Annotated in this window: 10 protein-coding genes; 5 read left to right on the top strand and 5 right to left on the bottom strand. The window is 34.0% G+C overall.

The annotated features are described in order from the left end of the window. Positions 1-24: 24 nt before the first annotated feature. From JMA43_RS12410 to JMA43_RS12400, 3 genes are all read right to left on the bottom strand, one after another. A complete protein-coding gene (locus JMA43_RS12410; RefSeq protein WP_342156962.1) occupies positions 25-1,455 on the bottom strand; it encodes a SusD/RagB family nutrient-binding outer membrane lipoprotein in 1,431 nt (476 codons plus the stop codon). A gap of 87 nt (positions 1,456-1,542) precedes the next feature. Beyond that, entirely contained in the window at positions 1,543-5,028 is a 3,486-nt protein-coding gene (locus JMA43_RS12405) for a SusC/RagA family TonB-linked outer membrane protein (RefSeq protein ID WP_342156961.1), read from the bottom strand. A 130-nt stretch (positions 5,029-5,158) separates the two neighbouring features. Beyond that, positions 5,159-6,103: a FecR family protein gene (locus JMA43_RS12400; RefSeq protein ID WP_342156960.1), complete on the bottom strand. Its 945-nt coding sequence runs from the start codon at positions 6,101-6,103 to the stop codon at positions 5,159-5,161. 302 nt (positions 6,104-6,405) lie between these two features. Between JMA43_RS12400 and JMA43_RS12395 the strand changes: the two genes are divergently transcribed. The 5 genes from JMA43_RS12395 to JMA43_RS12375 all read left to right on the top strand — a co-directional run bounded on the left by JMA43_RS12395 (position 6,406) and on the right by JMA43_RS12375 (position 11,568). Further along, positions 6,406-7,809, top strand: a complete 1,404-nt coding sequence (locus JMA43_RS12395) for a nucleotide sugar dehydrogenase (protein ID WP_342156959.1) — start codon at positions 6,406-6,408, stop codon at positions 7,807-7,809. Positions 7,810-8,347: 538 nt separating this feature from the next. Continuing rightward, positions 8,348-8,920, top strand: a complete 573-nt coding sequence (locus tag JMA43_RS12390; RefSeq protein ID WP_342156958.1) for an RNA polymerase sigma factor — start codon at positions 8,348-8,350, stop codon at positions 8,918-8,920. Further along, positions 8,907-9,467, top strand: a complete 561-nt coding sequence (locus tag JMA43_RS12385; RefSeq protein ID WP_342156957.1) for a hypothetical protein — start codon at positions 8,907-8,909, stop codon at positions 9,465-9,467. Before JMA43_RS12390 ends, JMA43_RS12385 begins: the two co-directional genes overlap by 14 nt. Continuing rightward, positions 9,448-10,518 carry a hypothetical protein gene (locus JMA43_RS12380; protein ID WP_342156955.1) on the top strand — a complete coding sequence of 357 codons (1,071 nt, stop codon included), beginning with the start codon at positions 9,448-9,450 and terminating at the stop codon, positions 10,516-10,518. The genes JMA43_RS12385 and JMA43_RS12380 overlap by 20 nt, the downstream gene beginning before the upstream one ends. Positions 10,519-10,836: 318 nt before the next feature. Beyond that, a complete protein-coding gene (locus tag JMA43_RS12375; protein WP_342156954.1) occupies positions 10,837-11,568 on the top strand; it encodes a head GIN domain-containing protein in 732 nt (243 codons plus the stop codon). An 82-nt stretch (positions 11,569-11,650) separates the two neighbouring features. Here the strand turns inward: JMA43_RS12375 and JMA43_RS12370 are convergent, their stop codons facing one another. Further along, positions 11,651-12,991, bottom strand: a complete 1,341-nt coding sequence (locus JMA43_RS12370) for a hypothetical protein (protein WP_342156953.1) — start codon at positions 12,989-12,991, stop codon at positions 11,651-11,653. Positions 12,992-13,002: 11 nt separating this feature from the next. Then, positions 13,003-15,426 (bottom strand): TonB-dependent receptor, encoded by a 2,424-nt coding sequence (locus JMA43_RS12365; RefSeq protein WP_342156952.1) that lies wholly within the window; start codon positions 15,424-15,426, stop codon positions 13,003-13,005. Positions 15,427-15,510 lie beyond the last annotated feature (84 nt).

Raw genomic sequence — 15,510 nt, 5'->3', positions numbered from 1 at the left:
GAAAGCTTAAACACCCATATTAAATTATTTATCCCACCAAACTTTTACATTAATATCATCTGTACCTCCTAACATTTCTACACCTTGTGCATACCCACTTGGGTTTCCGATAGCTAAATCACTAGGATAATATAATCTTGAAGGCATCACTGCATTATTTTCCATCGCAGCAGTAGTTGGTAATTCTGGCAAACCAGTTCTTCGGTATTCAAACCATTGTTGATAATCTGTAAAATACAGTGCATAGTATTTTTGAAGCATTATTTGTTCTAATGAACCATTATATGCTACCGCTGAATTTTCAAAATATTCATTTGTAATTTCGACCTCTAATTGTTCTATTGCAGCAGAAACTGCATTATTGTAATGCAATTCAGCATTCGAGATATATCCTTTTTGAGCAACCTCAGCTTTAATAAACTCGACTTCAGCATAAGTCATTAAAAATATATTCATCGGATTTGTAACTTGTTCTATATTCAAAGTAGAAGCATTGTATTCAAATTGAGAATCTAAACCTTCATAAGCACTTGGAATTCCTTTATAACCTATATGTTCTCCATCTATATCGGCTTCTGTTGCAATTACAGCTCTTCTAGGGTCATTCCATTCATTTAAATTATCAATAAAGAATGAAGCTACTTTAGTGCTTAATCTAAAATCTTGAGGTCTACCCCACGGAGAAACATTAGGAGTTTCACCAGTTACTTTTAAAATTGCTGATTCTTCTGTGTTCTCAAAAACAGGATATTTGGATGGATTATTTATTATAGTGGCTAACTTATCGTAAACTTTTAACTCAGTTCTATTTGAAAGTCTCAATAACAATCTCAGGTGCAATGAATTAGTGAATTTTTGCCACTTTTCTACATCATTCCCAAATAATATATCAGATTCATATACCATCGCCTCTGAAATATTGTACAACGTATTTGCTTTTTCTAAATCTGCTAACAATGTGTTATATATAGTTTCTTGATCGTCAAAACTTGGATAAAGAATACCTTCTTCAGCACTAGAAGCTTCTTGCATTGGCACAGGACCAAAAAGATCGGTTAAATTAGCATATACCAACGCATTTAGAGTTAATGCAATAGCTTTATAATTTTCATCATCACGCTCTTCAGCAGCCTTGTGCATTTCTTTAATATTTTGCGCCCATTTAAAATAATTATCCCATGATGAATTTCCAATTCCTAAGCTGACATCATAACGATGTAAACCTCCAGAAATACTAGGAAACGGAAGCGAAACTTGCATTAAATTAAATGTAATAGCATCACTTCGTCCTGCATTATGAGAAGCTATGCCATAAATAATAGGATTTAATAAAGTCCCTGGACTTATTTCTGAAATTCTATTTGGGTCGTCATTTAATTCTTCAAAATCTCCAGTACATGAAGTGATGACAGTTATAAATAAGATGCTGAATAATACTATAATTTTATTTTTCATCTGTTATATTTTGTTTTAGATTATCATAAAAAAATACCCATCATCAACTTTGTATAATTAGATTAAAATGATGAGTATTTCATATGATTATAATTTTACTTTTAGATTAACTCCATAGTTTGCTGGAGATGGCATTTGCCCCATTTCTACACCTGGCATAATTCTATTCCCATTCAAAGCTGCAGTTTCTGGATCGTAGATTGGGAAGTCGGTTATCATTAATAAATTACTTCCGTATAAAGAAATATCTACCCCTTGAATTGCTGAACTTGTCAGCCATTTTTTCGGTAATGAATATTGAATACTAACTTCTCGAAGTTTTATATAAGAAGCATCAAAAGAGTTCGATTCAACATTGGCACGTCTATAATAACGATTGTACCAATCTGGTGTAACTACTTCAGTTGTATTTGGCGAATAAGTCCCATCGCCATTATCTACAACCCCTTCTCCTACTATATAACCAGTATCTCTACCGTAATATGTAGAGGTGAGTTTTCCTTGCTGAACCAATTTATGGTGTGTTTGAGAATATACGATTCCGCCATATTGACCATCAATTGTTATTCCAGCTGTAAAGTTTCCAAATTTAAACTTATTGTACCAACCTGCTCTCCAGTCTGGCATTGCATCTCCTATGTATTGAAAATCTCCTGATGCTGGATATGCTGGTAATCCCCCTTCATCGTATACAATCTCTCCATCGGGAGAACGTACAAAACCATATCCATAGATTGCAGTTGGGGATTCACCGACTTTAGCAATCATATAAGCATTTCCTCCAGAATCAATTAAAAATTCATTATCCACCTCATCTGGTAAATCGGATACTCTTCCTTGGTTTTTAGACCAAGTTACAGTCGAACTCCAATCAAATTTCTTATTCTTTATAATTTTTCCTTCTAGTGTTAACTCAATTCCTCTATTTCTAACACTTCCTGAATTTACAAACGTTGAACTATATCCTGTGTTGTAATCTAGATCTAATTGAATTACTTGATTTTCAGTCTCAATTTGGTAAATTGTAGCATCTAAACTTAATCTGTTTTTAAAGAACTTTGCTTCAATTCCTGTTTCGAAACTTGTTGATAATTCTGGTTTTAAATTAGGATTGTATAATGTTGAAGGAACAGTAGCTGAGCTAGCAAAATCGCTATTATTATAATATTTACTTGTTTGATATGGATCGGTATCATTCCCTACCTGTGCATAAGAAAATCTATATTTAAGATAGTCTAATGTATTCCCTTTCAAATTAAATATATCTGATAAAATAAAACTTGTGTTTACCGAAGGATAAAAAAACGACCAATTATCTTGCGGTAATGTGCTCGACCAATCGTTACGCCCCGTAACATCAACAAAAATTTGGTCGTTAAATGAAAATGTTGCTAACCCGTATAAACTGTTTACTTTTTTGTCATAATCGGATGTAGATATTGAAGGGCTACTTTTTCCGTTTGCTAACTTATAAACTCCTGGAACAACTAAACCTGTTACGGATGTTGATGTATATCTACGTTTTTCTATACGGTTGTTACCTCCAACCGACATTTTAAATCCAAACTTTTTAGAAAAATTTTTATCGTATGATAATAGAAAGTCATTATTGATTTCTTGTTTAAAAACATCTTGATTTCCATAATATCCCTCTGCATAACGATTTATACTATATGGACGTTTCAACTCTCTATCTTGATTGTAAGTATTTAAAGAAGTTCTAACTAATAAATCTAAGTTTTTCCCTAAATGTATATTGGCATTAATATTTCCAACTATTTGATTGCTCTCCAATGTATTTAAAGATTCATAAGCAATTAAATATGGGTTATCTATGTATGAACTAAAAGGCTGTATTTGTTGAATATCTTCCTTTCCTTCTTGCCAAATTGGACGGTACCATTCTAAATCTACATTTGGATTTTGGAAAATCATAAAATATGCTATAGATCCGTTATTATATCCGGTACTTGGTAGATTATCGCTCGATCTATTTGTATAATTTATCACAGCTCCTAAGTCTACATATTTGGAGATTTTGTATTTAGAATTAATAGAAGCAGTTATTCTATCAAACCCGGTATTAGGCATTATCCATTCATTTTTGGTGTATCCAATAGAAGCGCGCATAGAGCCATTTTCACCCCCACCTTGAATTGATATATTATTAATATTGGTTACTCCTGTTCTCCAAAAATCTTTTCTATTATCTTTATATGATTGCCAAAGTTGGCGCTCAGCAGATTGACCTTCTAAAGTAGGATCGTATTGGTAATAATACTGTCCATTAAACGCTGGACCCCAAGCACTACTTGTAGATCCTGTATTTCCTCCATCCTCAGACATCCCATACGAATAATATGGATTTCCATCTTCATCAAAGTACTTTCCTGTTCCTTGTCCATATTTATATTGGTAATCTGGCCAACGTTGAATTACATCAAATGAAGTACTAGAATCGAAAGTTACTCCTAATCCTTTACTACTCTTTCCAGATTTGGTTGTAATCATTAAAACTCCATTTGCAGCTCTACTTCCGTATAATGCAGCAGCTCCTGGTCCTTTTAAAACGGAAACACTTTCAATATCTTCCAAATTTAAGTCGGATATAGCATTACCATAGTCAATAGGTGAATCTGCGCCAGTATATGCAGTACTAGATCCAGATGTTGTCATTTCAGTATTAACAGGCACTCCGTCGACTACAACCAACGCATAATTCCCATTTAAATCGAAAGAACTATTTCCTCTTAACGTAATTTGCTGAGAATTAATAGGTCCAGACCCTGCAGAAACAATATTTAATCCTGCAACTTTTCCTTTTAATCCAGACGACCAGTTTGTCGGCATAGCTTGGTCTAACTTCTCAGACTCTACAGTTTCCTGAGAGAAACCTAACATTTTTTCTTCCCGTTTAATTCCTAGAGCGGTTACAACCACTTCGTCTAGTTCAGAAACATCTTGCGATAGTTTAACTTCGTAATGTGTTTGGTCGCCTACAGTAAAAGTATTTGGCAAAAAACCAACGTAAGTAATTTTTATTTCATCGCCTTTTTTAGCTGAAACGGTAAAAGCGCCATTAAAATCGGTTACAACACCAATAGCTTGGTTGTTTATTTGAACCGTAGCACCTGGTAATGGCACCCCTTCTTGGTCTACCACGGTACCAGAAATTGACATTTGCTCTATGACCTGAACTTTCTCTCTAACTGGATAATTTTTAATTTTTGACACGCTTATCAATTCGTTTACACGATAAAAGCGCAATTGCTTTTCTTTAGAAATTGTTTCTAACAAATACAATAAATTAACTTCTCCAGCTATTGTATTTACTGTAGTTTCAGTGTTTAATCGGTCTTCAGAAATAACAAAATTATAAGTAGTTTCTGCTTCAATTATTTTAAATAACTCGTCGAGTTTATAACTGTTCTTTTCTAACAAAATGTTAGAACTTCTTAATGCCTGCCCGTTCATTTCTGTGGCAAACAAACTATGCAATCCTAAGAATATTATGATGTAATAAGTAGAAATACGCATAATTAATTTATGACATTTACTTAGGTTTTTTTTCATATTTTTATTGCGGTTTTATCAATTACAATAGAATTTGATTTGTGTTTGACTGATACATTTTAGATTAGTATTGATTTAACGGTTAGAGGGAGTGTTGGCGCACTTCCTTTTTTTTTTTTGAATCATGTTTTCATGGATTGTGTATTTTCTTAGGTTTATAGATTAGTATTTGATTTTCAGAAAGTTTTTTAAAACTCAAATCGGTTGCTTTGGTGATTGAAACCAATATTGCAGAAACACTTTGGTTGGTAAATGTTCCGCTAACTTTAATTGTATTTATTTCAGGATTTTCAAATTGTATAGTTACACCAAATTTTTGCTCTAAAAGCTGTTTTACTTCCAACATCGAAGTATTGCTAAACACAAATTTGTTTTTCATCCATAGCAATTCCTCTTTCACTTTAAAAGTTTCGGTATTTACCTTTTTTTCTTTTAAATTAAAGTTGATTTTCTCGTTCGGTTTTAAAATCTTTGAAGTTGCTAGTCCGCAAACATCCACCGAACCTTCCACTAAAGCTACCGAAACAGCTTCCGTTTGCATTTTTATATTAAACTCGGTTCCTAAAACTTTTGTTCTTACCTCATTTGCTGTTACAATAAATGGACGGTTTTTGTCTTTTGAAATTTTAAAATACGCTTCCCCATCTAAAGAAACTTCTCTTTGATTTTCAGCAAACTTAGTTGGGAATTTTAACCGACTATTTTCGTTTAACGTAATAACACTACTGTCATTTAAAACAATCGTTTTAAGTTCGTTTTCGGCAGTTGTAATGGTATTGTATTGTACATTTTCAATAGGGTTTATTGCAAACCAAGCGGAAACCCCAACCCCTACTAAAACTATTAATGAAGCTACTATTTTGTACCAATTGGTGGTAGAACTGCCTAGGTTGCGCTTTACTGTTTTATATATGTTATCTTCAACTTGCTTTTTATGTAATTCAGAAATAAAAGTTGTTGCGCTATGCTTATTTAAAAAATGCGTTTCAAACTTTTCGAGCAAGGCATTTTCTTCAGCAGTAGTCTGTCCTTTTTCGTATTTTTTTAATAGCTCTTTAAATTCGTTTTCTTTCATGCTTAATGAGTGCTTTCAATCTTAAATACCCAAAAACGAATACTACACGTAGTCAAAAAAACTCAAAACAATTGCATTTAACCTTTTGTTTAAATTGCATAAAAGTGTTTACAATGAATTAATGTTTTGGAAGAATTGAAGTAACCTAAAACAAATAGCTGTTCTCCGCCGCTTACAACATTTTAACCTATTTATATGAAAAGAGTTTGCGAGAAGCTTATATATTTGCATAACAGAATTGTGTAGGACTTACCTCCACAACTCCTTATTTTTCTATTAAATTTACTTTCAAAACCATATTTGTGAAGAAAATAAATAAAATTTGTTGTATCGGTGCTGGCTATGTTGGCGGACCAACAATGTCGGTTATTGCGTACAAATGTCCAGAAATTCAAGTTACAGTTGTCGATATTAATGCTGAAAGAATTAAAGCTTGGAACGACGAAAATCTCGATAATTTACCTGTTTACGAACCTGGACTCAAAGAAATAGTAGCACAAACACGAAATAAAAATTTATTCTTTTCTACGGAAGTTGACAAAGCTATTGATGAAGCCGAAATGATATTTATCTCGGTAAATACGCCTACCAAAACCTACGGAAAAGGAAAAGGACAAGCAGCCGATTTAAAGTTTATCGAGCTTTGTGCACGCAATATTGCTAAAGTTGCCAAAACCGATAAAATTGTTGTTGAAAAGTCAACTTTACCTGTAAGAACGGCGCAGGCCATTAAAAATATATTAGACAATACGGGGAACGACGTTAATTTTGAAATTCTTTCTAATCCTGAATTTTTAGCTGAAGGAACTGCCATTAACGACTTGTTATACGCCGACAGAGTTTTAATTGGAGGTGCCGAAACACCGGAAGGCGAAACTGCCAAAGATGCATTAAGCGCTATTTACGAACATTGGCTTCCGAAGGAAAATATTTTAAAAACCAACATCTGGTCGTCGGAACTTTCAAAACTAGTAGCAAACGCTTTCTTAGCGCAACGTATTTCGTCTATCAACTCGATTTCTGCACTTTGCGAAAAAACAGATGCCAACGTTCAAGAAGTTTCAAAAGCTATAGGGTTGGACAGTCGTATTGGCGCTAAATTCTTAAACGCATCGGTTGGATTTGGAGGCTCTTGTTTCCAAAAAGATATTCTAAACCTTGTGTACATTGCCAAAAGTTATGGCTTACACGAAGTTGCCAATTATTGGGAACAGGTAATTATCATGAACGATTACCAAAAAATGCGTTTTGCCAATAACATCATCAGTACGTTATACAACACGGTTTCTGGTAAAAAAATAGTTTTCTACGGATGGGCATTTAAAAAAGACACGAACGACACTCGAGAGTCGGCCGCCATTTATGTTGCCGATGCTTTGCTAGAAGAACAAGCCGAAATTGTAATTTACGACCCAAAAGTTTCTGCTGAAAGAGTTTATGCCGATTTGGATTACCTCAACACACGTTCGGAAGCTGAAAACAGAAAGCTCGTAACAGTTGTTAACGACCCTATTGAAGCCTCTAAAGACGCACATGCCATTGCTGTACTTACCGAATGGGATGAGTTTAAAACATACAATTGGGAAATCATTTTTGAAAATATGCTAAAACCAGCTTTTATTTTCGACGGAAGAAGACTTTTAGACAAGGAAACCTTAAACAACATCGGGTTTAAATATTACCGAATTGGAGAAACCAATAAATAAGTTATTCAATACGGAAGAATTTCCTTCCGAATAACATATAAATATCAATTTAAAATCCTGATTGAAAGCTTCAACTTCAATCAGGATTTTTCATTTTATATAAAAAAACGAAGTTCCTTCAGTAAAAAATAAAACATATAAACAATTGATTTTCAGAATAAATTAAAATTATGGATTACGATTAATAACTAAAGCGACCTATTTAAAAAATATTGAAAATCAAGGAAGCGGCGTAGGAGAAAAGATAAAATGCTGTTTGAGCAAAGCGAGTTCATTTTATCTGTGGAGGATTGTTCCGTAGATTTTCTTATGTTTTTTTAATCAGTCTTGACTTTTTTGTTTCGTTTTTGTGTCAAGACAAAAATGAAATTTCAATAAATTAAAAATCAGTAATTTAACAATTATTCAACTACACTAAAACTATTAAACTTCAACAAAAAAACACTTCATTTTAAAAAATATTTTCTTGTAACTGTAACAATCTCCAAGGAATGGTATCTTTATAATGTAAACTCCTCGAGGAGGGAATAAAAACTTTTTGAGCCAACAAGAAATACATATTAACCAATTACTTGCTTTATGCAGTCAAGGCGACCAAAATGCGCAACTCACCTTGTACAACAGGTATTTTAAAGCCATGTACAACACTGCATTTAGAATTGTAAAAGACAGTTACGAAGCCGAAGACATTATGCAAGAGTCTTTTTTAAACGCGTTTACAAAACTGCATACGTTTAAAGGCGAAGTAAGTTTTGGTGCTTGGTTAAAACGTATTGTAATTAACAACAGCATTCATCATTACAGAAAACAACAAAAAACAAACAATGTTGCACTCGATGATGTACTGTATAGGGTTGAAGACAATAATGAAAATGATACAGAGGCGAATTGTGAGTGGACCAATATGAAGGCTCAAAAAGTGTTGCAAACCATGAATACGCTAAAAGATAATTACAGAATTGCTTTAACCCTTCATTTAATTGAAGGATACGATTATGAAGAAGTTGGAAGTATTATGCAATTGAGTTATGCCAATTGCAGAACAACCATTTCTAGAGCTAAAGAAAGTTTAAGAAAAAAATTACAAGCCGAAATGTATGAAGCAGAATGAGCACATAGACAACTTGTTTGAAAATTTAAAAGACACTTGGGATGTTGAACAACCTTCCGAAGGGCATCAAGCTCGTTTTTTAGAAAAATTACAAACCAAAGACAAGGTAGTTTCTATCGCGAAGAAGTCTAAACCTTTTCCGTGGAAATGGCTATCGGTAGCTTCCGCAGTGGTGGTTTTACTAGGCGTTGGGATTTCTGTTTTTAAAACTGAAAACACTCAGCAAATTGCACAAGAACCTACCGAAATTGAAAAAACCGAATACTATTTTGCAACGCTTATAAATGAAGAAATTGAAAAGATTGAAGCAGAAGCAACGCCAGAAACCAAAGAGATTATTGCTGATGCTATGCTACAAATAAAAAAATTAGAAAAAGACCATAAAAAATTAGAAGAAGATTTAGCAAACGAAGGCAATAGCAAACAAATATTGCATGCCATGATTATTAATTACCAAACGCGCATCAATTTATTACAAGATGTGCTCGAACAAATTGAAGAAATAAAGCAACTCAAAAATATACAAAATGAACATCAAATTATATAGACTTACACTGTTGTTGTTTTTAATTCCGATGATAAGCTTGGCTTCGGGGCCAGGATGGAATGGAAAATACACCAAAGAGAAAAAAATAAAGAAAGAGTTTAATGTTTCGGCAAATGCACTGCTAAAACTAAATAATAGCTACGGAAATTTCCACATCACCTCTTGGAACGAAAACAAAACAGTTATCGAAGTACACATTCGAACCAACAGTAATAGCGAAGAAAAAGCACAAAAAAAGCTTGACGAAATTAATGTTGAATTTCAGAACTCAAGCGCCATGGTTAGTGCCAAAACTATTTTTTCGAAAAGCGGTTGGGGATGGAGTAACAACAATGTGAGTATGGAGATAAACTATACGGTTAAAGTCCCAATTGGTAACACACTCGACTTGGATAACGATTATGGCGGAATTTATCTAGACGAAATTAACGGCGTTGCAAATATTAGTTGTGACTACGGACGTTTAGAACTCGGAAGATTGAATGCCGACAACAATATTTTAGACTTTGATTACACTTCAAAATCGACTATCGAGTACATGAAAAGTGGTAAAATTAATGCTGATTATTCTTCTTTTGAAATTGAAAAAGTAGGAAATATTTTTGTCACTGCTGATTATACCAACTCCGAAATAAACACTGCTAAAAACGTTGAATACACTTGCGACTACGGAAGTTTTAAAGTCAATAATGCAAATAACGTTCAAGGAAGTGGCGATTACCTAACAACTCGCCTAGGTACCATTCACGGGAATGTTTCAATTGATGCAGATTATGGTTCCATCCGTATTGACGAGTTAGCATCTGATGCTGGAAATGTATCCATCGATAGTGATTATACAGGCATCAAAATTGGATACAACAGCGCGTATCATTTCGATTTTAAAATGGAACTCGATTACGCAAGTATGAGTGGCGACACCGATTTTGAATACACCATCAAGAGAGAAAAATCTACCGAAAAATATTACGAAGGTCACTACGGAAATAAAGGTAAAAACAGAATTTCTATCACTTCCGACTACGGTGGCGTGAGTTTTATAAAGAAATAGGATAGTAATTGAAAGATTAAAAAATTGAAGGGTTGAAAAATTGAAAGATTAAACTCTGTCACCTCGAGCCTGCCTTTGTCGGTAGACAGGTGGAGTCGAGAGGTCTGGGCTATAGGATTGAAGGATTGAAAAGATTGAAAAATTAAAACGATTAAAAAAATCATACTGTCAGGTCGAGCGGAGTCGAGACCTATTTAAAGATGTTAAGCCAATAACCTCTCGACTCCGCTCGAGGTGACAGTGAATTATGATGGACTACAGACAATCATTTCATCTAAAATAAAAACAAGAATCAAACACAACTAAAATATAAAAACAATGAAAAAATTACTTTTAGCAAGCATTTTAATAGCTAGCAGTGTTACAGTTAATGCGCAATGGTTTGGGAGCAACAACCAAATTAAAGGAAACGGAAATGTTACAACAGTCGAAAGAAACACCGACGATTATGATGCAATAGGTGTTGCAGGCTCTTTTGATGTTGAACTTGTTGCAGGTACCGAAGGAAAAATAACAATTACTGCGGAAGAAAATTTGATTCCACATATTGAAACAGAAGTAAAACAAGGTTCGTTACAAATTAAAACTGAAAAAGGCTATTCTTTAAATCCGAGTCGAAACAATACCATTTTGATTACTGTTCCTTTTGAAAGTATCGATGCTGTTTCATTGGCTGGTTCGGGTGATGTTATTACCAAAAGCACAATTAAAGCAGAAGATTTTAAGAGCAGTTTAGCGGGCTCTGGAGACCTAACGTTAGACATCGAAGCAAACAACATTAAAAGTCACTTAGCGGGCTCTGGAGATGTTGTTCTTAGAGGTTCAACTACTAATTTTGATTGTTCCTTATCTGGCTCTGGAGATATTTCAGCAAAACAATTAAAAGCAGTAAATGTTGAAGTTGGAATTTCTGGTTCTGGAGATGTAGATGTACATTGCGATGGCGAACTAAAAGTTAGAGTTTCTGGTTCTGGAGATGTGGAATACTACGGAAACCCAACAAAAGAAGACAGTAAAGTTTCTGGTTCTGGAGATGTTTCGCGAGGGTAACATTCAATTAAAAAGTTTATATAAAAAAGCCTGCTAGTAATATTCTAGCAGGCTTTTTAAGTAAACAAACTAAATTTCTCAATTAGAAAGTACCAATAAAATGACTCCCTTGAGTGTTTTCAAGTTGAGCTCCTTTTGTAACTTCTCCTGTTTCAGTATCGATTACATAAATATTACCGTTTTGTCCAACAGGTGCTTCTGTTACATATACTTCAGAACCATCTACTGCAAATCCTTGGTATTGGAATAAGTAAAAGTCTTGATTGTAAGGAATAGCATCTATACGTTGAGCAGTTCTTGTTTTCAAATCAGCTAAAGCAAAAAATCCTTGAGCTCCAGCAACTCCTTCAGCAGAACCTGCATGACGATAAGCAATTACAGCTTTACCGTTGTCAACATATCTCCATGCTAAAATATATGAATCTTCAACTCCAAGAGCATCATCTAAATTAAATACGTATGAATTATCATATTCATTGTTAGCGTTAATTTTTAAAATATGCGAACCGTTTGGATCTGATTGATTTGCTTGATATACGCTCCCATCTTCAGCTAAAAAAGCATTAATACTACGATATCCGTTTGTGTTTCCGTATCCAACGGTAGAGCTAATTACGGTTGGATTTAATAATGAAGGATAATCTAAAACAATAGTTTTTGAACCTAAAATTTCGTAATCACGCTCACTCTCTGCAGTTGCAGGATCAACTTTACTCAAACGGGCACCAATGTATAGTTTATTTCCAGCTGCATTTAATACAGGCATATCAATTCTGGAAATATAATATCCATTTGCTTCCTCTTCAGCAGAAAGAGCTACGTCATGCTCTTCGAATTTTTTAATTGAAGAATTCACCAAGTCTAATGTTAAAACTCCAATTGTAGCATTTGTACGTGTATATTTCTCATTTTCATCAAACTCATGTTCTGTTGAAACATACACTGCTGCTCCAGTTTGATCTCCGTCGAAAAGTTTTATCCATCTTGGAGCTGTTCCTACGTATGGAGAAATATTCACCTCAGAACCTGTTTTCTCGAAATTTTGTCCGCCATTAACTGTGTATTTAGTATAGTTTCCTCCAGTATCACCAGCATAGCTAATATTGAAAATAGTGTTTCCGTCTTCTGAAGATTGCAATCGAGCTGTTCTGTTGGAAGGCACGATAAATCCGTTATCAAAAGGTGCTATTACTTTATCAGGATCTTTTGCATCTTCACTACTCACTGAATAAATTAGAGTTCCTCCGTTTCCGTCTCCTGGGTTGTCTCCCATTTTTGCAGCTGCTATGGTAATCCATCTACTTTCTTCTTGGTTACCTTCTTCGATTAAATCGCTTGAATCGTCATCGCTACAGCTAACTGCCAATGACAGTACACTAAAAACGAAAGCTAAAGTTTTAAAGTTGAAATAATGATTTTTCATCAGGTATGTATTTAAAAATTATTAATGAAATAGTTTAATTTTAAGTAAAAAGCTCTTCCTGGTTTTTGTACAGAAAGATTGTCGTACACAGGTTTGTCAAAAATGTTTTTCACATCAAAACTCAACACAAATCTATTTTTTGGAAATGCATAACTTAATCCGAAGTCTTGCACTAATTGTTCTGGAACTCTAAAGAATTCATCGCCAACAGTGTTCTCTCCTTGTGGTGGTAAATATGAAAAATCGTCTGTGTAATAGATATTATAGAAGAAGTTTAAACGAGAACTATTCTGAATAAAATCTTTTAAAGAATAGCGTAAACTTCCATTCATCGTTAAGAAAGGTGTGTTTGGCACATCGATTTCTAAGCCTCGATTTTCTATCAATAAATCAAATCGAGAAACATTAAAATTGAAGCCAAAATTATTATTGTAGGTATAGTTAAATTGGGCATCTATCCCTTTGGACGTTCCGCTTCCTTGATTCACATAAACTATAGTTTCATCATCTACGTTAAGTGAGTTTTCAATAGGCAACCCTATACGATCTTTGATGTTACGCGTGAAAAAGTTTGCTGAAACTGAAAAATCATGTTTTTTCAGTATAAAATTTCCAAGTCTAAACCCTATATTAAAATTGTCACTACTTTCTGGTTGAATACTTGGGTTGGCAACAACATTATCTCCATCGTTTCCAAAAACTTCCGTTTCATTTGGCAATCGTACTGCTTTTTCTGCGGAAGCTAAAAACGTTATATTTCTTAACAACGCATACGAAAGCGTAAACCCATACCCTTCATCTGTATTATTACTACTTACAATATCATCTACTATGATATTATTTCCGTTGGCATCTTGAGCAATTTCAGGATCTATGTTTACTGTTTTCTGTTGGTATAGTTTCCCGAATACACTAGCCCTCATTTTGTTGTCCAAAGCATTAAGCTCATAAGTAAACGACAGGATATTTTTTGTCAAATCTCTAGTTCCTGAAAAGGTGTTTTCTAAAACAGATCGTAATTCGTCGCTATCTTCTCTATCAATACTGCTATATACATGATTTAATAGGACTTTATGATTCTCATTTACCTCGTATGAAATCCCAGTACGTATAGACGCTACGTTTCTTTTTATTTTTGCTAGTGTTGGTCCTCCTTCTTGCTGAGAACCCCATGAATATTTAAATTCATCTCCCTTATAATCAATAGCGCGTTCTCCTAACCAATTGTATGCCCATGCAACCGTGTCATTCACCATACGGTTTCTTTTACCATACAATCCATGGATGTTCACATCGAGTCCTTTTGTAAATAAATCTTTTTTCTGATATGTTAAATTTCCTAAGGTTGCGTCCGACTCCATAAATCTGCCCTTATATGGCGTGATTGTCATAAACGCTCCGTGTTGAATTTCTTTGTAGTCTTCTGATGCTGTAATCCCCACAAAAAATTGATCGGCCCAAGACACATCGGTAAATCCAATTTCTGCAACTCCACCTGTTGATCGGTATGCATCATTGAATCTTTTAGCAGTAACAGGTGTTTGCACTCCTCCTATTCCTGTAACCACAACACTTCGTCCTGAGACCTCATAATCGTTATCAGAATAATTATGAAAGAATGATCCCTTTACAGTAAAACCAGATTTATCAAATCGGTACAAACCATTCAAGTTAGTTTGTAAAGTGTTAAACGATCCGTAGGAAACAGAAGCATTTAAGTTATTTTTTGCTCCTTTATGTAATACAATATTGATAGCTCCTCCCAAAGCGTCGTCGGCCAAATAACCAGGAACAACACCTTTATAAACTTCTATTCTTTTTATCATAGAAGGAGGAATACTATTTAAACTAAAAGAGGATCCATATATTGAAATAGGAATCCCATCTATAAAAATACGAACAGCATTTCCAGATAGTCCATTCAAACTATATTGAACTTCAGAGCCTAAACCTCCATTTTGACGGATTTTAACACCTACCGTAGCATTTAGTAATTCGTTGGTTTGTATACTACGCAATCCTGCTTCTTTTGTTTCTATAATATTTACAGCAAAACCATCTGTTTCTATTTTAGTTTTTTCAGATTGTCCGTGTAACATTACTTCTCCTAATTCATGTAAGTCTGAACTTTCGAGATTAATGTTTAAGTTCTGAGTTTCAGAATTTATTGTGACTTCTAATATTTTTGTCTTTGCATCTAAGGAATGAATTTCTAACATATATCCTCCGTAGGAAACATCTTTAAACACAAACCCTCCATTAAAGTTTGTTGCAGCATCCTTTTGCAGTCCATTACCCTTTAAAATTAGGTAAACACCAGCTGCTTCTGTACCATCCTGATGTTTAACCTCACCTTGAAGTGTACCTTTTTGACCAAATGCAAAACTTCCAATGATTAAAAAAAATAAAAATATAAAGCCTCTCTTTACGAACATTTTCTGTATTTTGAGTGCAAATATATATTTATTTAGATTTAATCGAAATAAAAACTATTTATTTTTAATCTAAATAAGAATAAA

The organism is Joostella sp. CR20, assembly GCF_038433465.1.
Lineage (GTDB): Bacteria > Bacteroidota > Bacteroidia > Flavobacteriales > Flavobacteriaceae > Galbibacter.
The sequence above is the reverse complement of the archived record's forward strand: the minus strand, read 5'-3'. Positions and strand labels throughout refer to the sequence as shown.

Bases quoted from the DNA above. Each gene is read 5' to 3' on its own strand.
- JMA43_RS12410 (WP_342156962.1), bottom strand. From the start codon at position 1,455: ATGAAAAATAAAATTATAGTATTATTCAGCATCTTATTTATAACTGTC.
- JMA43_RS12405 (WP_342156961.1), bottom strand. From the start codon at position 5,028: ATGAAAAAAAACCTAAGTAAATGTCATAAATTAATTATGCGTATTTCT.
- JMA43_RS12400 (WP_342156960.1), bottom strand. From the start codon at position 6,103: ATGAAAGAAAACGAATTTAAAGAGCTATTAAAAAAATACGAAAAAGGA.
- JMA43_RS12385 (WP_342156957.1), top strand. From the start codon at position 8,907: ATGAAGCAGAATGAGCACATAGACAACTTGTTTGAAAATTTAAAAGAC.
- JMA43_RS12380 (WP_342156955.1), top strand. From the start codon at position 9,448: ATGAACATCAAATTATATAGACTTACACTGTTGTTGTTTTTAATTCCG.
- JMA43_RS12375 (WP_342156954.1), top strand. From the start codon at position 10,837: ATGAAAAAATTACTTTTAGCAAGCATTTTAATAGCTAGCAGTGTTACA.
- JMA43_RS12370 (WP_342156953.1), bottom strand. From the start codon at position 12,991: ATGAAAAATCATTATTTCAACTTTAAAACTTTAGCTTTCGTTTTTAGT.
- JMA43_RS12365 (WP_342156952.1), bottom strand. From the start codon at position 15,426: ATGTTCGTAAAGAGAGGCTTTATATTTTTATTTTTTTTAATCATTGGA.